This window comes from Candidatus Falkowbacteria bacterium (genome assembly GCA_016699775.1).
GTDB classification, from domain to species: Bacteria; Patescibacteriota; Patescibacteriia; order Patescibacteriales; family Patescibacteriaceae; genus Patescibacterium; species Patescibacterium danicum.
In genome coordinates, this window is record CP065010.1 from 243,543 (window position 1) to 265,771 (window position 22,229).

Annotated in this window: 22 protein-coding genes; 18 read left to right on the forward strand and 4 right to left on the reverse strand. The window is 35.0% G+C overall.

The window, feature by feature from the left end; genetic code table 11:
* Positions 1-28: 28 nt before the first annotated feature.
* Positions 29-595: a hypothetical protein gene (locus tag IPN41_01280; GenBank protein ID QQS60593.1), complete on the reverse strand. Its 567-nt coding sequence runs from the start codon at positions 593-595 to the stop codon at positions 29-31.
* 82 nt (positions 596-677) lie between these two features.
* The gene (locus IPN41_01285; protein QQS60594.1) at positions 678-1,163 is read right to left on the reverse strand and encodes a hypothetical protein; all 486 of its coding nucleotides are present in this window, start codon (positions 1,161-1,163) and stop codon (positions 678-680) included.
* A gap of 246 nt (positions 1,164-1,409) precedes the next feature.
* On the opposite strand from IPN41_01285, the gene rpsB reads away from it, so the two are divergent.
* The 4 genes from rpsB to trmD all read left to right on the forward strand — a co-directional run bounded on the left by rpsB (position 1,410) and on the right by trmD (position 4,545).
* On the forward strand, positions 1,410-2,159 hold the full coding sequence (gene rpsB / locus IPN41_01290; GenBank protein QQS60595.1) for a 30S ribosomal protein S2: 750 nt from the start codon (positions 1,410-1,412) through the stop codon (positions 2,157-2,159).
* A 110-nt stretch (positions 2,160-2,269) separates the two neighbouring features.
* A complete protein-coding gene (locus IPN41_01295; GenBank protein QQS60596.1) occupies positions 2,270-3,067 on the forward strand; it encodes an elongation factor Ts in 798 nt (265 codons plus the stop codon).
* Positions 3,068-3,410: 343 nt separating this feature from the next.
* Positions 3,411-3,794: a KH domain-containing protein gene (locus tag IPN41_01300; GenBank protein QQS60793.1), complete on the forward strand. Its 384-nt coding sequence runs from the start codon at positions 3,411-3,413 to the stop codon at positions 3,792-3,794.
* Between the two features lie 58 nt (positions 3,795-3,852).
* Positions 3,853-4,545 (forward strand): tRNA (guanosine(37)-N1)-methyltransferase TrmD, encoded by a 693-nt coding sequence (gene trmD / locus IPN41_01305; protein ID QQS60597.1) that lies wholly within the window; start codon positions 3,853-3,855, stop codon positions 4,543-4,545.
* Here trmD and radA read toward each other — a convergent pair.
* Together radA and IPN41_01315 are read right to left on the reverse strand one after the other, a co-directional pair.
* Positions 4,523-5,863 (reverse strand): DNA repair protein RadA, encoded by a 1,341-nt coding sequence (gene radA, locus IPN41_01310; GenBank protein ID QQS60598.1) that lies wholly within the window; start codon positions 5,861-5,863, stop codon positions 4,523-4,525. The two genes, trmD and radA, sit on opposite strands and share 23 nt — an antisense overlap.
* Before the next feature lie 120 nt (positions 5,864-5,983).
* A complete protein-coding gene (locus IPN41_01315) occupies positions 5,984-7,210 on the reverse strand; it encodes a PD40 domain-containing protein (protein QQS60599.1) in 1,227 nt (408 codons plus the stop codon).
* Between the two features lie 135 nt (positions 7,211-7,345).
* Between IPN41_01315 and pilM the strand changes: the two genes are divergently transcribed.
* From pilM to IPN41_01385, 14 genes are all read left to right on the forward strand, one after another.
* Positions 7,346-8,410 (forward strand): type IV pilus assembly protein PilM, encoded by a 1,065-nt coding sequence (gene pilM / locus IPN41_01320; GenBank protein QQS60600.1) that lies wholly within the window; start codon positions 7,346-7,348, stop codon positions 8,408-8,410.
* Positions 8,411-8,414: 4 nt separating this feature from the next.
* Positions 8,415-9,668, forward strand: coding sequence for a hypothetical protein (locus tag IPN41_01325; protein QQS60601.1), 1,254 nt, complete (start codon positions 8,415-8,417; stop codon positions 9,666-9,668).
* A gap of 1 nt (position 9,669) precedes the next feature.
* Positions 9,670-10,350: a hypothetical protein gene (locus IPN41_01330; protein ID QQS60602.1), complete on the forward strand. Its 681-nt coding sequence runs from the start codon at positions 9,670-9,672 to the stop codon at positions 10,348-10,350.
* Position 10,351: 1 nt separating this feature from the next.
* Entirely contained in the window at positions 10,352-10,705 is a 354-nt protein-coding gene (locus IPN41_01335; GenBank protein QQS60603.1) for a hypothetical protein, read from the forward strand.
* Between the two features lie 6 nt (positions 10,706-10,711).
* Positions 10,712-12,481 (forward strand): type II/IV secretion system protein, encoded by a 1,770-nt coding sequence (locus IPN41_01340; protein ID QQS60604.1) that lies wholly within the window; start codon positions 10,712-10,714, stop codon positions 12,479-12,481.
* A 1-nt stretch (position 12,482) separates the two neighbouring features.
* Positions 12,483-12,863 carry a response regulator gene (locus IPN41_01345; GenBank protein ID QQS60605.1) on the forward strand — a complete coding sequence of 127 codons (381 nt, stop codon included), beginning with the start codon at positions 12,483-12,485 and terminating at the stop codon, positions 12,861-12,863.
* Positions 12,864-12,869: 6 nt separating this feature from the next.
* Positions 12,870-14,084, forward strand: coding sequence for a type II secretion system F family protein (locus IPN41_01350; protein ID QQS60606.1), 1,215 nt, complete (start codon positions 12,870-12,872; stop codon positions 14,082-14,084).
* A 102-nt stretch (positions 14,085-14,186) separates the two neighbouring features.
* Positions 14,187-14,624, forward strand: coding sequence for a type II secretion system protein (locus tag IPN41_01355; GenBank protein ID QQS60794.1), 438 nt, complete (start codon positions 14,187-14,189; stop codon positions 14,622-14,624).
* A gap of 94 nt (positions 14,625-14,718) precedes the next feature.
* On the forward strand, positions 14,719-16,995 hold the full coding sequence (locus IPN41_01360) for an O-antigen ligase family protein (GenBank protein ID QQS60607.1): 2,277 nt from the start codon (positions 14,719-14,721) through the stop codon (positions 16,993-16,995).
* Positions 16,996-17,016: 21 nt separating this feature from the next.
* On the forward strand, positions 17,017-17,685 hold the full coding sequence (locus IPN41_01365; protein QQS60608.1) for a hypothetical protein: 669 nt from the start codon (positions 17,017-17,019) through the stop codon (positions 17,683-17,685).
* Position 17,686: 1 nt separating this feature from the next.
* Positions 17,687-19,006, forward strand: a complete 1,320-nt coding sequence (locus tag IPN41_01370) for a hypothetical protein (protein ID QQS60609.1) — start codon at positions 17,687-17,689, stop codon at positions 19,004-19,006.
* Positions 19,007-19,013: 7 nt separating this feature from the next.
* Positions 19,014-19,724, forward strand: coding sequence for a glycosyltransferase family 2 protein (locus tag IPN41_01375; GenBank protein QQS60795.1), 711 nt, complete (start codon positions 19,014-19,016; stop codon positions 19,722-19,724).
* 28 nt (positions 19,725-19,752) lie between these two features.
* Complete coding sequence (locus IPN41_01380; GenBank protein QQS60610.1) at positions 19,753-20,553, forward strand: prepilin peptidase; 801 nt, start codon at positions 19,753-19,755, stop codon at positions 20,551-20,553.
* 7 nt (positions 20,554-20,560) lie between these two features.
* Positions 20,561-22,228: a CTP synthase gene (locus IPN41_01385; protein ID QQS60611.1), complete on the forward strand. Its 1,668-nt coding sequence runs from the start codon at positions 20,561-20,563 to the stop codon at positions 22,226-22,228.
* The last annotated feature ends 1 nt before the right edge of the window (position 22,229 follow it).

A 22,229-nucleotide genomic window follows, 5' to 3' on the forward strand; every position in this document is an offset into this window, starting at 1 on the left:
AAATTAGTTTTGAATTTAATGAAGAAATTTATTCTGTGAAAGAGAAGCTTGGAATAATAATATTATTAACATCAAAATAAGGTCCTTTGTAGGTTAGACCTGGAACAACTTCCGGAAAGCCAGCATAGCCCTCATCATCTTGTCCAAGTGAATAAGAAAATACGTAATCATTCTTTTTAGTTATATATTCACTTTTTGGCTCTTCCTCCGTTTGTTGCTCTTGCCAGACTTTTTCTGGGACTATGAATACATAAAAAACACTGTGGTATTCTCCGGTCTTGGTTTTTAATTGGAAGTTATATGCAATTCTTCCATCAATAAGAGTTTCTTTATTGACAGTATAATCTTTCCAGCGTGGTGGTAGTTGAAGAACAAAGTTATATGCTTTATTTCTATATACTAGATTATCAGATTTTTCTTCAGACTTTGTGTCGCTTTGGACAGGTGCAACAATGGGTGGTTCTTCTTGTTTCAAAGATTGTTCCTCAGTTTTTTCTTGGGGAGCTGTAACTTGGGCTGTTCCAAACCAGTATGATCCTATAGAGATTAATAAAAGCGCTAATATCCAAAATATAGTATTTGATGATTTTTTCATATTGATAGTATAACATATTGAGATATTGAAAAAAAGACCATCATATGATGGTCAATAAATAATTCTAACTAATTAAATCCTATTATTCAAAATACTTGTAAAATTGCTTGGTAAGTATTTTAGCCGCATCTGAAATCTCAGATGCTAAAAGAGGAAGCACCTCTTGTTGAGCAAAATAAATTTCTACTATATCCGGATTTTCAGGTACAGGATATTTTGGTTTGAAAAAATGTATTTCAAATTCTCCTGTCAAAATACTATTCTCTTTATCCAAAGAAAGCTCTTTTTTTCGATAGATTTTTCTCAAGCAGTCTTTGCTAATATTTAAATTTATCACAGAGTCTTCCTCCCAGAAGTTTTTCTCCCAGAACTCTGAATAAATTTTATTGTGTATTTTTTTCAATTTCTTTGTATTACTCGCATAGGCAAATTTTATTGTAAAGGCTACTTTTTTTGTTTTATAAAAAAATGGTAAATCAATAAAGCAACCGTTTTGGAGTTGGCGAAGATTTATACAAAAAGAAGTCAGGAGATTAACTCCAACTTGCTTTCTTTTTATTTGTTCCATTATTCAATAGTTAAGTTTTTAAAGTTCATACATTCAAGCTTGGTTTTTGAATATTGTCAAGTGTTTTGTGTTATCCCTTAGAGCCTAGTCTTGACAGAGACATCTATTTCCTTTACAATAAAACAATCAAATTATGGCTAACCCATAATTATTTTATTCATTTCTCATCGCCCGTTATTCTTTCCTTCCCTTATGGAAATTGATCCAGACAGGGCTTACGGGTGAGAGGTTTAAAGGAAAAATATTATGTCAGAAAAAAATACTGTACTGAAGTCACCTTCAGTTGTGGAGATGCTTGAAGCGGGAATGCACTTTGGTCATCGGACCTTTAAGTGGCACCCAAAGATGAAGCCTTATATTTTTGAGGCTCGCAAAGGAATTCATATTATTGATTTAGAAAAGACAAAGGCTAAACTTGAAGAAGCCTTGGCTTTTATCAGTCGTATAACCAGTGAGGGTAAGATAGTTTTATTTGTCGGCACAAAAAATCAAGTAAAAGGTCCACTTGAAGCAGCAGCTAAAGCTATGGGCATGCCTTATGTTAGCCAGCATTGGCTAGGTGGGACTTTAACCAACTTTAATATCATTCGAACATCAATCCGTGTTTTTCAGGATTTAACTGAGAAAAAAGAGTCAGGAAAATTAGAAAAATATACAAAAAAAGAACGGTTAAATTTTGACCGCCGTATTTCTAAATTATCACAAACAGTTGGTGGACTTGTGGGTATGAATAGAACCCCAGATGCAATTTTTATTTGGGATATAAAGCATGAAGAAACTGCGTTAGCTGAAGCAAAGAAAAAACGTATTCCAATTATTGCAATTTGTGATACCAATGTTAACCCAGATGGAATTGATTATGTTATTCCGGCCAATGATGATGCTTCTAAAGCTATTATAATGATTATGAAAATTATTGAAGATATTGTTGTGACGGCAAAAACTTCCGCAAAAGAAGCTAAAGATAGTCAAGCTACAGAAAATAAGTCAGAATAGTATTAGTTATAAAAAAGAAATTCCTAAAACTATCTTATTGTTTTAGAGCCTCGCTTCTGCGAGAAAAATCTTTATAACATTATAATTTTGTAACCTTATAACTAACAAATATGGAACAAATAAAATTGTTACGTGAGCGCACAGGCGCTGGAATCGTGGATTGTAAGAATGCTTTGCAAGAAGCTAATGGTGACCTTGATACGGCCATTGATATCCTACGTAAAAAGGGGATTGCTAAAGCTGCCAAACGCGGAGACCGTGAAGCAACTGAAGGTTTGGTAAAAGTCGGCCTAAATACAGCAGGAACTGAAGGCTATATTTTTGAAATAAATGCTGAAACCGATTTTGTGGTACGAAATGATCAGTTTAAAGAAATGGCAGATAAAATAATGGCAGTTATTAAAGAAAAATCTCCAGCTACTTTAGAGGAAGTCTTAGCCTTGTCAGTTGATGGAACATCTATTGCTGAGACTCTTGAACATATGAGCGGTGTTATTGGTGAGAAGATAGGTCTTAGTCGTTACACAAAATTAACTTCAACAGGTACTCTTGGAAGCTATGTTCACGCCCAGGGGAATATTGGTGTCCTTGTAGCTTTGAATGCAAGTGGTCAAACCGAATTAGCTCAAAATATTGCCATGCATATTGCGGCAGCTAGTCCTCGATATATAAAACCTGAAGAAGTTGATCCGGCTGAACTTGAAAGAGAAAAATCTATTTATCGCGAGCAACTTGCTACTGAAGGAAAACCAGATGAAATGATTGAAAAAATAATGATGGGTAAGTTGGGTAAATATTATGAAGAAGTATGTTTGCTCAAGCAAGAATATATTAAAGATGATTCAAAAAAAGTTGAAGATATTTTAAACGGAGTAGGAATAGAAAGTTTTATTCGCTATTCCATGTAATCTTTTTCACGCAAAAAACCTTCTCGGTATGTGCTGAGAAGGTTTTTTGTTTTGATAAACTTACTTATCTTTAATAAAGTAATGAACAATGATTAAAGAGAGGTAAGTTATATAAATAAGAATGGCGACTTTGGGGGATAAAAAATATTTGCGTTGAGGTTATAAGGTTATTTGATATTTAATAGTTCTATAATATTTTAATAAAATGGTGAGTTGACAAACCCGTCCTTTTGAGCTATAATGAATGTAGACTAATTATTAATGTACTTTGCCAATTGTCCGCTATATACAGGTACGTATGTAAGGTCAGTTAGCAGGTAAGAATAGTAAACGTATGTCAGAAATGCAAGACAAGGATTTTTTAGAAATGATTGTTAAGGCGATTGTTGGTCATCCCGACAAAGTCTCAGTTGAAAGAACTGTTGATGAGATGGGTGTCCTCTTAACGCTTAAGACAGATCCAGAAGATATGGGTTATGTTATTGGACGCCGAGGTCAAACTGCCCAATCTATCCGAACACTTTTGAAGATTGTTGGTGCCAAGAATAACGCGCGTGTTAATTTAAAAATTTATGAACCAGAGGGTTCTGTTAAACCACCTCGTCGCGAACGAGAGCGTGATAATAATTTTGGACACAGTCATCAGACTGAGGGCCAATCTCATGCCCAAGCTTTAGCTGATGTTGATACTTCAGCCATTGATGATATTGATAACTTAACTATTTAAGTTTTATAAAAGTCCTCCGGTCGTTTGACTGGGGGACTTTTTGTTTAAGCTATATTGTATGTTGTTTCGTGTTCTGACAATTTTTCCTGAACTGATAGACTCGTATATGAAAACGGGAGTTTTAGGACGTGCTCAAAAGAAAAAAATTATTACCGCTAAAGCCTATGATCTTCGTGATTGGGCTACTGATCGTCATGGAACTATTGATGATACTCCCTATGGTGGTGGGGCAGGCATGGTTATGAAAATTGAGCCGATTTATAAAGCCTTACTAAAATTAAAATCCAAGCCTCGTTATACTAAAAAGGAGCAAAAAGTTATTTTACTATCTGCTAGTGGTAAAACCTGGGATCAATCATTAGCCAAAAAATATGCCAAGAGTACAAAGTCTCTAATTTTTATTTGTGGTCGCTATGAGGGAATTGATGAGCGGATTACAGAGCTTGTTGATGAAGAAATTTCTATTGGAGATTTTGTGATGACCGGCGGAGAAGTGGCAGCCATGGCAATTATTGATTCAATTGCACGATTACTGCCTGGAGTTCTTGGTAATGAAGCAAGTTTAGACTTTGAATCTCATTCAAGTAAGGGGTGGCTTGAGTATCCTCATTATACAAAGCCAGAGGTTGTTAGTTTTGGTAAAAAAAAATACCGAGTGCCTTCGGTATTAGTTTCCGGAAATCACCAAGCTATTGCCACCTGGCGTCAAGAGCAAGCTACAAAAAAATCTAAGTCCATAAAGCAGAAATAGCATCATCTAGATTTTTTACTACTGAAGTTTTTAACCCTTTTACTTCCTGATCAAAGCGGGGAGTAATTATTTTTTTAAACCCAAGCTTGACTGCTTCTTTAATTCTGATATTAATATGACTGACTGGCCGAATTTCTCCACCCAACCCAACTTCACCAATTATTAAAGTTTGGCGATCAAGTGGTTTATCAAGAAAAGAAGAAATAATTGCTGCGCACACTGCGAGGTCTAATCCAGGATCAGTAATGCGTAGACCGCCAACTATGTTTAAAATAATGTCTTGATTAGTTAAATTAAATTTTGTTCGTTTGTTTATAACCGCAGCTAAAACTTGCAATCGATTAAGATCAAAACCAGAAGCTTTGCGTTGAGGATAGCCGAAAACAGTTTTTGTTACCAAGGCTTGAACTTCTAATAAAAATGGACGTGTACCTTCAATAATACAACTAGTGGCAGAACCTCCGGTGGTACTTACGGTATCATCAAGAAAAATTGCCGAGGGGTTGGTAATTGGTTTAAATCCTGTATTAGTCATTTCAAAGACCCCTAATTCGTTGGTTGAGCCAAAACGGTTTTTGCTGGCACGAAGAAGTTGATAGCCACGAGCGGTTTCTTGTTCAAGATATAAAACTGTATCAACTAAGTGTTCCAAGGATTTTGGACCAGCAATATTACCATCTTTAGTGACATGACCAATTAAAATAAAAGCGATATTTCTTCGTTTGGCAGTTTCTAAGCAACGAACGGCCACGGCTCGGATTTGATTTAGACTCCCGGCTTCTTGAGGAATAAGACTAGTTTGAACTGTTTGAATAGAGTCAATAATAACTAGTTCAGGTGATTCAATCTCAACGGCAGCAATAATTTTTTCAATATCAGTCCCATTAATAAAGTTAAAATTTTGCAAATTACAACCTAAACGTTCTAAGCGCATTTTTACTTGCCCAAGCGACTCTTCTCCAGAGGTATAAATAATTTTATGTTTTTTTCCGATGGCTTCGGCGATTTGGGCTACAATGGTAGATTTTCCAATACCAGGTTCCCCTGAGAGTAAGGTTAGTGAACCAGTAACAATGCCACCTCCAAACACTCTATCAATTTCGCTTGTACCAGTTTCAAGGCGACGAAAGTTTTCATCAGTATCAACATCAGCGAGTTTAACAATTTCGGCCGGAGCAACAGTTGATTTCTGCTTTGTTTTTTCTTCTTTAGTGCCAAGTGATAATGTGCCCCATCCGCCACATTCTAAACAACGTCCCTGCCATTTTGGGGATTGAGCATCGCAGCGGGTGCAGGTGTAGATTGTTTTTATAGACATAGGGGTTAAATTCAAAATAATAAAATTCAAAACTACAAAATTAAATGCAAAACTACAAAACTGTAAAATCAAAAACTATAAAACTTTTGCTGTTTTGTTATTTGTTTTGTATTTTGACTTTTATCTCACTTTAACTCTGCGAAGTTTGTTGGTGCCTCCTTCAATGTAATATAAGTAGGTACCGTCGGGTGAAAAAGATATATTATTGATTGAGGAAGAATTAGAGAGGGGGATTAGGTCTTTTTGGCCTGTGGATGGGTTTATTCTATACAGAAGATCTTGGGTATTGGCGGCTGCAATTGGGAACATACCTGCTCCTCGTTCCAAAGAAATTGGCACAGCGCAATATAATTCATTACCAGTGTATGAACATTTATTGGCCCAGGTATTAAGATTAAGTGGTCGACGATTACTGCCAATAGTCTCACCTTGAGCGCCTACTAGCCATAAACTTGGTTTAAAGTCATTGTCCTCTGAATAAACACTATATAAAAGTTCATCACCTTTTGGAGACCAGAGTGGCTGAAAGCCTCGACCTTCGGTAACGGCAGATTTAAAATTTTCACCATTTTGACCAATAAAGAAAACTTCTTTTCTATTAAAATCAATACCATCAACAAAAAATGCTATTGATTGATTATTAGGTGACCAAGAAGAAATTACTTTATCACCATTTTCACCTAAGGATTCAATATTTTTTGCTTTTGAACCATCGTCGTTGGCGACAACCAACCAGCGGTTATCTGGATCAAGACCAATGCTCTTGGCAACGATTTTGTCATCAGTAGGAGAAAAATCAAAATCTTCCCAGTGCTTTGGAAGGGTTATTTGGTTTTTTGTAGCAAAGTCATAACGAATTTTATTACCATCGGGATATTCTAAAATAGCTTTATTACCACTAGATGACCAGGTAACATTATTTACTCCAAAAAATTGTTTGTCTGAAAGGGTAACTAACTTGCCTTGAGAATCTAAAGTATAAAAGCGATTGTCTGTTTGGTTATAGAATTGAACCCTTCCATTTTCACTAATATCTGGAAAAGAGGCTTGGTCAGCAATCGTATCTCCAGAAGTAGCAGGAACAACTTCATTACCACCAATTTCATTGGGAATTACTCCGGTACCACCTTGACCCGGTAGTTGTCCGTTACCAGAGGGAGTAACTGTGCCAGGTGTTCCAGTATTAGCTAAAGGAAGGCCATTGCCAGTTTGATTATTTATTGGAGTTTCAGAAGGAGGAGTAGGTATTGTTTCACGGAAAAAAACTACATATAAGAGATAACCAACCACCACCACAACAATACAGAAGATGGCTATAAGACTGATTTTTTTATATTGTATTGTCATATTGATATTTAGTGTATATCTCAAAGTAAAAGGATTGTTACCCTGAGTTTTTTTATGGTATAATAAGAGTAATCTACTTAGAATTATATACGTCCTGTTTTGTAGTGTCAAAGCAGAGAATTTCCATGTATCTCTATGCCTTTATTTAACTCGTTATTTACCTCCTCAACTCATAGCTATCTTGGTATTGATATTAGTGCCCCAGGGATAAAAATGGTGGAGTTAGCTCGTAACGGCAACCAGGTCGCTTTATTAACATATGGTTTTAGTGAGCAGAAAATTGATAGTCCAGTTAAGGATATGTCTATGCTTGATGTTCCTCGAACAGCTGCTTTAATTCACCATATCGCTGAGAAAGCTCATGTAGCCTCTAATCTTTGCTTGGCTTCACTTCCAACCTCTTCAGTTTTTTCGTCAATTATTAATATTAATCAAACCGGTAATAAGAAAGATTTAGAAGCGGCCATTAACTGGGAAGCCAAGAAAGTGATTCCTTTGGCCTTGCAGGATATTGTTTTGGACTGGCAAAAAATTGAAGGCGGACAAGAGGGTAATAATATGATTCTCTTGACTGGAGCCCCCAAGGCTTTAATCCAAAATTATATTTCTATTTTTAAAGCTGCTCAAAGAAATCTCTTAAGCTTAGAAACAGAAATCTTTGCTTTGATTAGATCGTTACTTGGAAATGATCGTTCTCCAGTGATGATTGTTCAGATGGGTTCAACAACCACTAACATTTTCGTGGTTGATAAATGCACTCCGGTTATAAACCGTAGTATTGGTATTGGAGGAAATAATATTACAAAATCTATTGCTGAACATCTTAACTTAAGTTTGGAACAAGCGGAGCAATTTAAATATGATTTAATGCACAGTGAGACCGTCAATGGGAAAACCGAAGTATTACCAGCTATGATTATTGAAGCTTTAGGCCCAATTATTAATGAAATAAAATATATTTTTGAAGTTTTTGGTAATAAAGAAAGTCGTCGTATGGAAAAAATTATTTTAACGGGAGGCGGTGCTTTACTGCCGGGATTAACAAATTATCTTTCCGATCAATTTAATGTAAATACAATTGTTGGAGATCCTTGGTTTAGAATTTCCTACCCATTTGAATTAAAACCGATTCTAGAAAAAATTGGTCCCCGTTTAGCAGTGGCGATTGGCTTAGCTATGCGGGAATTTGATAAGAAATAAGACTATGTTTGAAGAGGAATCTTCCGAACAACCAAAGAAAAAAGAGTTGCCGAAGATCTCAAATACAGAATCGGCTTCATCAGGCTGGCTTAAAAAAGTAAGCCAATTATTTTCTGTATTTAAAAAAGAAAGTAATGACCACGACCGTAATAAAAAAATTCATCAGCTAGAAAAAGCTCGAGACACAGAAAAAAAGATTTTATTAGAACAAAGAAATTTTTATGAAAAGCTTTTTTCACGTTCACCTGAGACCAAAAATAAAATTAAGCATCATTTTTTCGAAAAACTGAGAAAAGCTCCGAAGTCAGTACTTACCCCTCCGCCTCCGCCCCCTCCTCCGGCTTCTGTCTTGTCTGTGCCAACACCTAAAGTTCCTGAGATAACTATTCCAACTCAAACAAAGGTTCCAGAACCGTCTGCGCTTGTCCTTAAGCCACCGGTTGCGTTGACAATGGAAAATGAAATTCCGAAACCACTCCTTCAGTCTCAACCACAAATTACCCAAGCCTCTGTTCAATCATCAGAGATTACAAAGCCCCCACTACCAGTAGCTCCATTGCCAGTTCAAAAGAAAGCTTTTTCCTTGGGATTTTTTAGTCGATTATTTAGTAAAGACTTATCAGCTAAATTGGCTGAAGAAAGAAAAAAAGAAGAAGCTTGGCAAGAACGAAATTCAGTTGAACAACGTTTTTGGCAACCAGCTAAAGGTTTCAATCCGAACTTGATCAAAGATCAGGAAATTGTTTTTTTTAACTGGCATGAAAATATTTTGGTGTTAAGCTTGTCACTTGTTATGTGTTGTTTAGCTATTAGCTTGACGTATGTTGGTTTATTAATTTGGCAAAAAGAACGATTAGAAGCAAGTAAATTTGCTTTTTCAAATGTGGAAATTATAGATAGTCAAATTAAAAAAAGTGAGCAAGAAGTTGAGGAAGTTAAAGAATTTAATAATAAATTAAGTATGGTCAGTGGCTTATTGGATAATCATGTCTACTGGACAAACTTCTTGACTTTTCTTGAGGACTCAACTCTAAAAGATGTATATTATGAGAGGTTTGCTGGAGATATTTCCGGAGAATATTCAATTCCAGCTTTAGCTTCAAGCTTAGAAGCAATTTCTTTACAGCTTGACGTTATGAAAAAAGTTGAAAAGGTTGAAAGTGTATCTCCAGATATTGGTCAACCAAGTGCTGATGGAAGGTCAATGCAATTTAATTTAGGGTTAGTCATAGATCCCACAGTCTTTACGAAAAAATAGTATGGTAAATATTGTTTTTAAAACCAAAAAAACTGCTGAAAAACCAAAGGATGGTGGTTTGGTGAAACCATCGCTTGTTAGTTTAAATATATTTGCCAATTTTTTTAATTGGTTTGTTGTGTTGATTTGTATTATAGTTTTGGCCAGTGGTTATTGGTGGCTTCTTAAACCAAAATATGACGTAGTGGTAAATGATGAAGCATATAAACAACAAGAGAAGATTTATCAAGACAAGATCACTTATTTAAAAAAATTAAATGAAGTAAAAAACGTCTATAATACTATTACCGATCAAGAAAAGGAAAAGATTGATGCTATTATTTCTGCCCGAGAAGATATTGATTCCCTGAAAATTGATATTCTTAAAGAAATATCAAATTTAGGAAAATTGAATGATGTCCAAATGGAAGGTTTTGAATTAACCCCATTAGATAATTCTCAAGATAGATTTGTTAGTATAGCAAATAATAAACTAAGTTCAATCGCCGGTGATGATCTGCAAATTATTGTTGTTTCTTTTGTAATTAAAGAGGTAGAATATGATCAATTAAAAAGAATTCTAATCCGGTTTGAAAAAAGTTTGCGTTTCATGGATATCACAAAATTTTCCTATAACCCTGATGTCAAACAAGCTAATATTGAATTATATGCCTATCATTTAATTCCTGAAGTTACCCCATAATATGTTAAGTAAACAAGATAAAAATATTGTGAGTGTCTACTTGGTGACGATTATTGTCACAGCTGTTTTAGTGTTTGTAATTATTAATTTTAATAATTGGTTTTTTAATGATACACAGCCAGTTGAATCCCAGTATACGCCGGTTACTCGTAATACCATTGGCGCTGATGATTTTCAATCAGATGTTTTTGCAAGAGACAGTTTTCGCTCGCTTGGCCCATTGGTAACTGAGGCAGAATTAAAAGAACTTGATACTAAGATCGTTGAGTTACCCGGGGGAATTAGTGGCACCATTACACCGACTGTTCGTCCAAAACGTGAAGTTAGACGCAGTAATCCTTTTATTCCTTTTTAGTTTCCTATGGCTACTAACCCAGCTTTTATTGATAAGCAGAAATCATTATTAGATTTTTTAATTTCTAGGCAATTGTTGTCACAAGAAACAGCTACGACTGCCTTAGAAGAAATTGAATCTTCTGGCAAAAGTGTTGATGATATTATTATTGAAAAAAGTTTAATTAATATTGAGGATTTTGTTAAAACAAAAGCTGAATTTTATAATTTTCCGTACACTGATTTGGCTGATAAAGTTGTTGATGAGAAGATTCTTAATATAGTCCCACTTAGTATTGCTGAGCATTATAAGATTGTTGCTTTTGATAAAGTCGATAGTAAACTCAAAGTTGGTTTGGTTGATGTCACAAATTTTAAAGCCATTGAAGCCATGGATTTTCTGGCTCAGAAAAGCAAACTTAAAGTTGATTATTACCTGATTTCAAATTTTAGTTATACAAGTGTTTTTAATCAATATAAAAATTTTAATAAAGAAATAGCTGGAGCCCTGGCCACAAAAGCCAAAGAGGATTCAGCCAAAAAATTAGAGGATGATAAGGAAGACGATGGTATAAAATTTGATAAAGTAATTAAAGATGCCCCAGTCTCAAAAATCGTATCAGTAATTATTCGTCATGCTATTGAAGGTGGTGCCAGTGATATTCACATTGAACCAATGTCTGATGAATCGCGGGTTAGATATCGTATCGATGGTATGCTCCATAATTCATTGACCTTGCCTAAAGATATTCATCCGGCAATCATTGCCCGTATTAAGGTTCTGGCGGATCTAAAACTTGATGAGTCTCGCTCTCCACAGGATGGACGTATTCGTTTGACGATTAATAATCGAGAAGTAGATTTTCGTGTTTCATCAATGCCTTTATTGAGTCAGGAGAAAGTTGTTATGCGTGTTTTGGATAGCTCAAAGGGGATTGTTAGTTTAGATAAATTAGGCTTTGTTGGACAGACTGCTGAAGTGTTGAATACGAGTTTTAAAAAGACGAGTGGTATTATGTTGGTTACTGGTCCGACTGGTTCAGGAAAAAGTACGACGTTATATTCTCTTCTTTCTATTTTAAATAATGAAGAAAGAAATATTATTACCTTGGAAGATCCAATTGAATATCAGCTGAAGGGTATTAATCAATCACAGATTCGAGCTGAAGTTGGTTTTACTTTTGCCTCTGGGCTTCGTTCTATTTTACGACAAGACCCAGATATTATCATGGTTGGAGAAATTCGTGATAATGAAACAGCTGAATTAGCCATTCACTCAGCTTTAACCGGTCACTTAGTCTTATCAACTTTGCACACCAATGATGCTCTGGGTACAATTGCTCGTTTGCTTGATATGAAAGTTGAACCTTTCTTATTAAGTTCAGTTCTTAATCTAGCTTTAGCTCAACGTTTGGCGCGTCGTATTTGTACTTACTGCACGGTTCAAGCTCAGATAGAGCCTAATTTTATGGCTAGTATTAAAGAAAAAATAGCAAAGATTCCCCTTGAGAGTATAAAAAAAGTAATTCCAGATTTTGATATAAATAAAATATCATTTTCTCGTGGTCAGGGTTGTACACATTGTGGTAATACGGGTTACCACTCTCGAATTTCAATTGCTGAAGCTATAGATTTTAATCAAGGCATGCGTCAATTATTAGTTCAAAAACAGGGTGCTGTAAGACTTGAAGATGTTCAGGCTAACCAACCATTTTTAACAATGGAGCAAGATGGCTTAATCAAAGCTGTCCAAGGTTTAACAACCTTAGAAGAAGTAATGCGTGTCATTCAATCATAGTATGTCTCACTCTAAACCAAAAATATTGTTAATTGATGATGATCCTTTTTTGATTAGATTATATAATCAAAAATTTTTGGATGAAGGTTTTATTGTTCATAGTGCCTCTACGGCGGCTGATGGGTTAATAGCAGCCAAAGAATTTCAACCTCAGATTATTCTTTTGGATATATCTTTACCAGATGAGGATGGGTTATCGTTGTTAAAAAAATTAAAACGTCAAAAAGAAACTGCCAATACTCCAGTAATGATTTTAACTAACATTAATGAAATGCCTCATCGAGAACAAGCAAAAATTTTTGGGGCTGTTGGTTATTATGTAAAAGCTTACTTAGAGCCTGGTGAAATTGTTGAGCGTGTTCTAGCGGTTATAGAACTATAAATCACTATGCCTTCATTTAATTTTCATATTCTTGATAAATCAACCAACCAAGAGCAGACTGGTGTTGTTGAGGCTGATTCGGAAATTCAGGCGAGTGAAACTTTGACTTCTCGTGGTTATTTGATTATTAGTCTTCAGGAAATTACCCATCGTCAATTGGGATCTTTTTCCCTTTTGAATTTCTTAAACCATGTTAGCGTTAAAGACGTAGTGGTTTTTTCACGACAATTTTCAGTAATGATTAGTGCGAGCGTGCCGGTTGTTGAGGCTTTAAAGGTTATTGCCACGCAATCAGAAAAAGGAAAATTAAAGCAAATTATTGCTGAAATAAGTGATGAAGTAAATAACGGCGAAACATTATCAGGAGCTTTTGCAAAGCGACCAAAGCTTTTTTCAAATTTTTATATTAGCGTTGTAAAATCAGGAGAGCAATCAGGTAAGCTTGATGAGGCTTTGAATTATATCGCTGACGAGATGGAAAAGGATTATGATATGAGTAGTAAGATTAAGGGAGCAATGATTTATCCGACTTTTGTGGTTGTTATGATGGTGGCGATTGGTTTTTTAATGATGATTTTTGTGGTGCCAAAACTAACTTCAATTATTACTGAAGCCGGGGGTGAATTGCCAACCCCAACCAAAATTTTAATTGCTATTTCTAGTTTTTTAACAGCATACTGGTGGGTGGTGATTGGGGGAGTGATCGCTTTGATTGCTGGTTTTCGTATGTATTTAAAGAGTAAGTCTGGACGTCGCCAGTTTGATTATATTATTTTACATATGCCGATTTTTGGTCCACTGCTTCGTATGATTTACTTGGTTCGGTTTACTCGTTCCATGAATACTTTAATTATTGGAGGTGTTAATATCTCTTCAAGTTTAAAGGTAGCCGGGGAGGTTGTGAATAACACCTACTATCAAGATTTAATTACGCAAACAATTGTTGAAGTGCAGGGTGGTAATTCTATCTGTACTGTCTTTGTGAAATCAAAAGAAATACCAGCCATGGTTTCTCAGATGATGATGGTTGGTGAAAAAACCGGTAAATTAGATGTTGTTTTAGAGAGAATTACCACTTTTTATAACCGAGAAATTACAACTTTGTTGGCCGGTCTGATGTCTTTAATTGAACCAGCTTTGATGGTAGCAATGGGTCTTGGTGTTGGTGTTATGGTTGCAGCGATATTGCTGCCGATGTATAATGTAGTTAGCCAGATATAGTAATTTTTTGTTGCTTGTTTTGGTGGAATGTAGTATACTGTTAATATAACTTTTCACGAGGACCGTGAATAAATTTAGATCGGGGGTGAGACCATGAAACAAATAAACAATCGAAAAGGTTTTACATTAATCGAACTTTTAGTCGTTATTGCGATTATCGGTATTTTATCAACTCTCGCAATCGTTGCTTTGGGTAATGCTCGTCAGCGTGCTCGTGACGCTAAGCGTGTCTCAGATATGCGACAGGTACATGCAGCTTTGGAGTTATATAACAACGATGTTGGTACATATCCAACTGACATTACACCTGGTTGGCCTATAAGTTCTATTGGCGCTAATTCAACGACGTATATGGCAATAATGCCATCTAATCCAATGCCAATGAGTGACGGAGTTTGTGAACCAACTGGACAGAATTACTCATACACTGCATTGGCCAATAATGCTTCATATGTAATGACATACTGTATTGGTGCAGCAACGGGAGATATCTCTGCTGGTACTCACCGAGTGCGTCCTTCGGGTATTGGAGGTTATTAATCTAAGGAGGTATGTTAATGGAATACAGATCACTGATTTTGTCTGTGGTCTGTATTTTATACCAATGTTTTTAAGAAATAATGTAATACAATTTGTGAGTGCAATAACACGCTGGAGTATTTTTAGTGTGGTTTTTTTTGTGCCAATTTATTTTGCCTGGTTTCAAGAAAATTACACAATTTTTGATTTGAATAAGTCAGTTGCTTTGCATTTACTTTTAGCTATTACAATTATTAGTTGGTTGATACAAATTTCTCTGGAAGGAAGGTTACAATGGCAAGGAAATAAGAAGTTTTTTATTCTCGGAACAGTGGTTGCCGTGGTTTTTTTATTAAGCACAACTTTTTCACTTCATCCAGTAATTAGTTTATGGGGGAGTTATGAACGACAACAAGGTTTGTATAATTTATGGCATTACCTTGCCTTAACATTTTTTATAGTTGTTGTAATACAAAATCGAGAGCAACTGTATAGCTTAATTATAGCTTTGCTTTTAGGCTCGGTGTTTGCTACGGCCTATGGTTTACTTCAGTTATTTGGTTTAGATTTTTATACATGGGGAGAGGATATTGGTCGTCTTTTTTCAAGCTTTGGACAACCGAATTTTTTTGGGCATTATTTAGCAGTGCTTTTGCCTTTGACACTGTATGCTATCTTTTTTCTTAGTAAAAATATTTATACCAGAATTGGCTATTCGGCTTTGTTCTTTGCTCAGATGTTGTGTTTAATTTTTACTTTTAGTCGAAGTGCTTGGTTAGCCTTACTTATAACTATTATAGCTTGTTTTCTTTGGATTTTATTACGGCGCGGTAAGAAAGTCTTCTTTGCTGTGTTTATTGCTTTAATCATTGCCTTAACTGCAATGGTCAGTTTACCGATAATTAGAGAAAAAATAGCTGAAGTGGCTTGGCGACAAGAAGTGCAGGCAGCTCAGCGTTTTTTAAGTATTTTTAATCTTAACTTTGGAACAACGAGAACAAGATTATTATATTGGGAAGCAGCAGTGAATGGTTTTAAGGATGCAACCTTGAAACAGAAAATATTTGGGCATGGACCTGATGCCCTACCAAATATTTTTGTAAAATATTACCAACCAGAATGGGCTTATTTTGAAACAATTAATTCCTTCCCAGATCGGGCTCATAATTTTATTCTAGATATTATATTGCAATTTGGTCTACTTGGTTTTATTAGTTTCACTCTTTTCGTTGCATACATAGTAAGACGGTTAATCAAGGTTACCTGGAAAGAACAAAGTCCTCAGAATTATTGGTTAGGAGTGAGTATATTATCAGCCTTGAGTATTTACGGCATTAATAATTTTTTTAGTTTTTCATTAGTGTCAATGAATGTGGTGTTTTATACCCTTCTTGGAATAGCCTGGCTTATCGGAAATAACTATACATCTTCAACTTTTTCTTTAGATTTTTTTCAGCCGATTTCAAGGTGGGTGTTGGTTGGTGCTATATCAGTTTTTCTGATTACCTTATTGTATGGTTATAATTTTAGACCACTGATGGCCGATTATTATTTTTTTAAAGTTAAAAAAGCTGAAACTCGAGGTGACTGCCAAAATGTTGTAGCTAACATGGAAAAAACTCTTAACTGGTATCCTGTTAGTCATTTTTATTCCCGAGCTTTTATTAGTTATGGAGTCAACTGCCTTTCTGCTTATTCATCAAAAAAAGAACAACAATATTTTGCTGAAATTCTCTTGACACAAGCTAGTACTATTGACTCTAAAGAAAAACAATATTATACCCTAGTTGATCTCTCGCGCCTGTATTCAATTTTAAGTAGCTTTATTGATCAAAAATATTATGATAATGCCAAAGCGCACTATGAAGAACTATTGTCTATAAATCCTTCAATAACTTTTGTCTATTCAGATTATGGACGGTTGGAATTATGGCATAAAAATTATCAGCAAGCGATAGCAATTTTCAATAAAGGAATAGAGGCAATGCCCTCAGTTGAACCTAAAGACCCTCGGCATCGTCGTAATGATATTGTAATGCAATTGGCTAACTTGTATACACAAATAGGGGTAACCTTGAATGAACAAAAAAAATATGATGAATCAGCTAGTTGGTATATCAAAGCTCTAAAGATTTTTCCTTATGATTTAAACGCCCGTAAAAATTTGGCTGATTATTTTTATTTATCTGACAATCTGCCTGAATCTCTTCGCAATCATAATAGTGGGTATATTGTGGATTATAATAATAGTATGTGGCCACACGAGTTGGCACGTATTTACCAAGAATTAGGAGACGAAGAAAGAGCTTTGCATTTTGCAAAACAAGCTCTTGAACTTAGTCCTGAGAATCCTGCTATAAAAAGCTTAATTAAAAATCTTGAAAGTCAGTAAATCGTATGTCATATTCTATGTATGAACAAGTTTATATTTGATCGTCCAGAGCTTCTATCATCAATTAATGGTATTCTTAGCCCAGTTATTGGAAACTATTCTTTAGTTGTAATTATTGGTCTGCTCGGAGTGTTTATAGGGGTGGTGTACAATTTGATAGTATATTTTAAAAAGAAAAAATTTATTACTTCTAATACTATAGTATATTTTTTATTAATACTATGGCTACCTCTTTTTTTACATTTTTTTTATAGTAATATCAAAGAGATAATCAATAATATAATAATGGTCAATAGACCATTTATGGAGCAACTTCGCTGGCGATATTGCCAAATAGATGTAATTCAAAATTTTGAAGGACGGTTGTGTAGAATACCATTGTTTGTTGAGTTTGTGCGTGAGAATGTTCCAGGAAATTCTATTGTTTATATTGCAGCGGGCGCTGAAAAACCGTTTCTTGAGTTCCAATTACTTAAAGACTACGCTCTTACTTCAAAATCAGAAACAGCGGATTTTCTATTACTCTATCATCCTTTAGAAAATCATAGCTTATCAAGCGAAGGTGGTCTTTATAGATTTGGAATAGATCAGACAAATAGTGATTTTTCAGCTGAAAATTTCTTAGGTTTTTTTAAAGAAAAAAATAAATTAAATCAACAAATGGTTATTTTTGAAAATACTAAATTGTAGTATGTCAATAGAAAGTATATTAGCTTTAGCTACTTATTTTGCTTATGTGCTACCTGTTGGCTGGGTATTGGCTAGGTTTATCCCTATTCAAGAAAGATATATGCGCTTAGCTCTTAGCTATGAATTAGGGACTGTTATTTTATCTTTGGAGCTTTTTGTTTATTTTTTTATATTGAGGTTTAATTTTTCTTTATATTTGCTTATATTCGTTTTTTTACAAGCCTTAATTTGTTTATTATTTTTGATTTATTATAGACAAAAAAATCAACAACTACATTTTAATTTCAAAAATTTTAAACTACCAGAAATTATTTTGGTGGTTTTAATAAGTATCTGTATTATATTTCCCGCCCTTCAAGCCACAGTAAAGCCAACTATAGCTTTTGATGCAATTGTGAATTGGTCAAAAAGAAGTAAAATTTTGTTGTATGAAGGTAGTGTTGATTTTAATCCATTGAGTGACGTTTATTTAGCTGTACCTGGTAATAGTACCTACCCATGGCATAGTTCTTTATTAGAGTACTGGTTACGTCAGCTTGGTGGGGGAGATATTGCGGTAAATTTCATTCCCTTGTCATCATTTATTTGTATCATATTTGTTTTGTACTATTCTTTGTCACAAAGGCTCAGTCGTTTGATTAGTCTCTCGCTCGTTTTCTTTTTTGCTTCAATGCCTTTAATAGCTTATCACAGTATAAATCCCTATGCAGATCTGACATTAGCTTTTTTTGTAGTAACTTCTTTGGCATTGTTCGTTCAATGGTTAGAAAAAAGAACAGACATTTTTTTATACTTTTCGGCTTTTTTTATAGGATGGGGATTTTTTATTAAAAATGATGGAATGTTTTCTATTTTGGCTTGGCTAGGAGCTTTGGGAGTTGCGTGGTGGTTAGATAAAAAATCACTTTCTTGGAAATTACTTTTTAAAAGTATAAGCTTTATGATTGTTCCTTTAGTTTTTTGGTTAGGTTTTAGAGTGGTTTATAATCTTGGTTTACATTCAATAGCTTCTATTAATAATATACACACAGAAATATTTTCTCCAATCATTAGAAGTTTTTTTATTTTTAATAATTGGAATGTTTGGTGGTATATTTTTATTTTGATAATTATTCTTCGGTTTAAGTCTTTTAGGAAAAACTTTACATTTTTAACCGTGCTATCCTTTTTCCTACTATACTTAGGAGCAATTATATTTACATACTTAACTTCCGGATATTATCAATTTGCTCTTGACCCCCGAACATTTATACCTCTCATCCCAATTTCCATTCTTTTAGTTGGACTGGCTTTAGAAGAAAAATCTAAAGTATCTGTTTAAAGATATGATGTCACTCAGTGTTATTGTCCCAATTTTTAATGAATCTAAAACAATTTTAGATGTTATTGAGGCTGTAAAAAATTGTCATATTGAGAATGCTTATCTTAAAGAAATTATAGTTATTGACGACGCTTCAACTGATGGTACCATAGCAATATTACAAAATTATACTGATCCAGTAGTTCGCTATATTTATAAAGATAAGAATCAAGGCAAGGGATCTTCTTTGCAAATTGGTTTTATGCAAGCGCAAGGAGATATTATTATTATTCAAGATGGTGACTTGGAATATAATCCAAGTGATTTTCAAGTTTTACTAAACCCAATTTTACAGAATACCGCTGACGTGGTGTATGGCTCACGTTTTATAATTAAAAGAAAATGGGGAAAGAAAATGTATATGTGGCGTTTTGCTAATTATCTTTTAACAATACTTTCAAATATTTTTACTGGTCTTAGTTTAACTGATATGGAAACCTGTTACAAAGTTTTTAATCGACAAACAGTTGAGGCGTTTAAAGGCAAACTTTTGAGTAATCGTTTTGAAATTGAACCAGAATTAACTGCTTGGGTTGCGTTTTTAAAAGTACGTGTTTCTGAAGTTCCGATTTCATACATTGCTCGAAGTAGAGAACATGGAAAAAAAATTGGGTGGAAGGATGGTTTTCAGGCTACTTTTGCAATTATTTATTTTTATTTCAGGATTAAGTTAATGTAGTCATAATTAAAATATCTCTGTATACTATATGGATATGGGTATTATTTACTTATTTTTCTCACCATTGCTTGGTTTAATAATCGGCAGTTTTTTAAATTGTTTAATTTGGCGACTTCATATTCATGAGAGTCTTCGTGGGCGTTCTCATTGTCGGATGTGTAAAAAAATGATTGCCTGGTATGACAATATTCCAGTACTGAGTTTTTTGCATCTTAAGGGGAAGTGTCGTCACTGTAAGTCAACAATAAGTTGGCAATATCCAGTGGTTGAAGCCGTGACAGCGGTACTGTTTACCTTGGCTTTTGTGCGCCTCACTTCATTACATGGTATGGTTGAAACTTGGCAATGGCAGACATGGTTATTATTAGTTCGAGATTGGATTCTTTTGTCTTCACTAGTGGTTATTTTTGTTACTGATGCCTTGTGGTTTTTAATTTTTGATGAGTTAGTTTTACCAGTTACTATAATCCTCGGAGGTATTAATTTGGTCTTGGGCGTTTCATGGCAAAACCTCCTGCTTTCTGTTACAATAGGAAGCGGTTTTTTCATTAGCCAATTTGTCCTATCTCGGGGTCGTTGGATTGGTGGCGGTGATATTAGATTGGGATTATTGCTTGGAATTGCCCTTGGTTGGCCATTGATTGTTCCAACCATATTTCTAGCCTATATATTAGGTGCTATTGTCGGGATAGGATTGTTAATTGGACGTCAGAAACGCTGGGGGTCAATGCTACCCCTCGGTACTTTTTTAGCAGTATCAGCGGTTATAATTCTTTTCTATGGAGAAGGACTAATTGATTGGTATTTGCAGTTAATCCATCTTCGTTAATTTTTATATGGCAAAAAAATCTCGAAAAAAAATCTCTCCAAAATTTATTTTTGTGGTTGGGGGTGTTATGTCTGGTGTGGGCAAAGGTGTGGCGGTTGCGAGTATTGGTCGAATTTTAACAAGCCAGGGGTTTGATGTTACAGCTTTAAAGATTGATCCATATATTAATGTTGATGCAGGCACAATGAATCCAATTGAACACGGAGAAGTATTTGTAACTGAAGATGGTGATGAAACAGATCAGGATATTGGAAACTATGAGCGGTTTTTAAATAAAAATATCTATCGTGATAATTACATGACTACTGGTCGTGTTTATCAGTCAGTAATTGAGCGAGAGCGAAATCTTGGCTATGGTGGAAAGTGTGTAGAAGTAGTGCCTCATATTCCTTTGGAGGTTAAAGACAGAATTGAAACTGCCTTAAAAAAGTCTGGATCAGAAATAATGATTGTGGAGATTGGTGGAACCGTGGGAGAGTACCAAAATATGTTATTTTTGGAAGCAGCTCGTATGATGAAGTTTACGTATGGGCATGATGTGGTTTTTGTAATGGTTAGTTATTTGCCAATTCCATCAAACTCAAGTGAGATGAAAACCAAGCCAACACAGTATGCGATTAGAACGTTAAATACCGCTGGTATTCAACCTGATTTTATTATTGCTCGTTCCGCTAGGTCTCTTGATCGTCCACGTCGTGAAAAGATTGCCACTAATTGCAATATTAGTCCTGAGGATGTTATCTCAGCGCCTGATAGTCCTTCTATTTATGACGTCCCAATTAACTTTGAAAAAGATAAGCTTGGTGAAAGAATTTTAAAGAAGTTTAACCTTAAACCTCGTCGTAAAGATTTAGCGGAATGGAAGGCTATGATACGAAAACTAAAAACTGCCAAGAAGTCAGTTGATATTGGCATTGTTGGAAAGTATTTTATGTCCGGTGATTTTCATTTAACTGATTCGTATATTTCTGTCCTTGAAGCAGTGAAACACGCGGCGGCTGCTAATCACTGTCAGGTTAATATTCATTGGTTGTCAGCCGAGGAAATTGAGGAAAAAGGGACAAGTCTTTTAAAAAAATTTAGCGGTATTATTGTTCCCCAAGGTTGGGGAAGTCGAGGGTCAGAGGGAAAAATAAAAACAATTCAATATTGTCGAGAGAAGAAAATTCCCTATTTTGGACTTTGCTATGGCATGCAGATGGCAGTGATTGAATTTGCTCGTCACGTTGCTGGATTAAAAGATGCAAATAGTCGGGAAGCTAACCCAAAAACACCGTATGCGGTGATTGATATTATGGAAACACAAAAGAAAAATGTAGCCGAAGGAAAATTCGGAGGAACAATTCGTCTTGGTGGATGGCCTTGTAAGCTTATTCCAGGGACAAAATTAGTTAAGATTTATGCGAAAAAAGCTGGTAAAAAAATGATTGTTTCAGAGCGACATCGTCATCGTTATGAATTTAATCCAGAGTATCGAGAGTTACTTGAACAAAAGGGCTTGGTAATTGCTGGAACCTCTCCTGATAATTCAATTGTTGAAGCCATTGAGTTAAAGAATCACCCATTCTTTATCGGCACTCAATTTCATCCAGAATATATTTCCAGGCCCCTTGACCCTCATCCATTGTTTGTGGAGTTTGTGAAGGTGTGTAGCCAGTTAAAAAAGAGGAAATAAT

Coding starts and splice junctions, on each gene's coding strand:
- IPN41_01280 (QQS60593.1), bottom strand. CDS start 595: ATGAAAAAATCATCAAATACTATATTTTGGATATTAGCGCTTTTATTA.
- IPN41_01285 (QQS60594.1), bottom strand. CDS start 1,163: ATGGAACAAATAAAAAGAAAGCAAGTTGGAGTTAATCTCCTGACTTCT.
- rpsB (QQS60595.1), top strand. CDS start 1,410: ATGTCAGAAAAAAATACTGTACTGAAGTCACCTTCAGTTGTGGAGATG.
- IPN41_01295 (QQS60596.1), top strand. CDS start 2,270: ATGGAACAAATAAAATTGTTACGTGAGCGCACAGGCGCTGGAATCGTG.
- IPN41_01300 (QQS60793.1), top strand. CDS start 3,411: ATGCAAGACAAGGATTTTTTAGAAATGATTGTTAAGGCGATTGTTGGT.
- trmD (QQS60597.1), top strand. CDS start 3,853: ATGTTGTTTCGTGTTCTGACAATTTTTCCTGAACTGATAGACTCGTAT.
- radA (QQS60598.1), bottom strand. CDS start 5,863: ATGTCTATAAAAACAATCTACACCTGCACCCGCTGCGATGCTCAATCC.
- IPN41_01315 (QQS60599.1), bottom strand. CDS start 7,210: ATGACAATACAATATAAAAAAATCAGTCTTATAGCCATCTTCTGTATT.
- pilM (QQS60600.1), top strand. CDS start 7,346: ATGCCTTTATTTAACTCGTTATTTACCTCCTCAACTCATAGCTATCTT.
- IPN41_01325 (QQS60601.1), top strand. CDS start 8,415: ATGTTTGAAGAGGAATCTTCCGAACAACCAAAGAAAAAAGAGTTGCCG.
- IPN41_01330 (QQS60602.1), top strand. CDS start 9,670: ATGGTAAATATTGTTTTTAAAACCAAAAAAACTGCTGAAAAACCAAAG.
- IPN41_01335 (QQS60603.1), top strand. CDS start 10,352: ATGTTAAGTAAACAAGATAAAAATATTGTGAGTGTCTACTTGGTGACG.
- IPN41_01340 (QQS60604.1), top strand. CDS start 10,712: ATGGCTACTAACCCAGCTTTTATTGATAAGCAGAAATCATTATTAGAT.
- IPN41_01345 (QQS60605.1), top strand. CDS start 12,483: ATGTCTCACTCTAAACCAAAAATATTGTTAATTGATGATGATCCTTTT.
- IPN41_01350 (QQS60606.1), top strand. CDS start 12,870: ATGCCTTCATTTAATTTTCATATTCTTGATAAATCAACCAACCAAGAG.
- IPN41_01365 (QQS60608.1), top strand. CDS start 17,017: ATGAACAAGTTTATATTTGATCGTCCAGAGCTTCTATCATCAATTAAT.
- IPN41_01370 (QQS60609.1), top strand. CDS start 17,687: ATGTCAATAGAAAGTATATTAGCTTTAGCTACTTATTTTGCTTATGTG.
- IPN41_01375 (QQS60795.1), top strand. CDS start 19,014: ATGTCACTCAGTGTTATTGTCCCAATTTTTAATGAATCTAAAACAATT.
- IPN41_01380 (QQS60610.1), top strand. CDS start 19,753: ATGGATATGGGTATTATTTACTTATTTTTCTCACCATTGCTTGGTTTA.
- IPN41_01385 (QQS60611.1), top strand. CDS start 20,561: ATGGCAAAAAAATCTCGAAAAAAAATCTCTCCAAAATTTATTTTTGTG.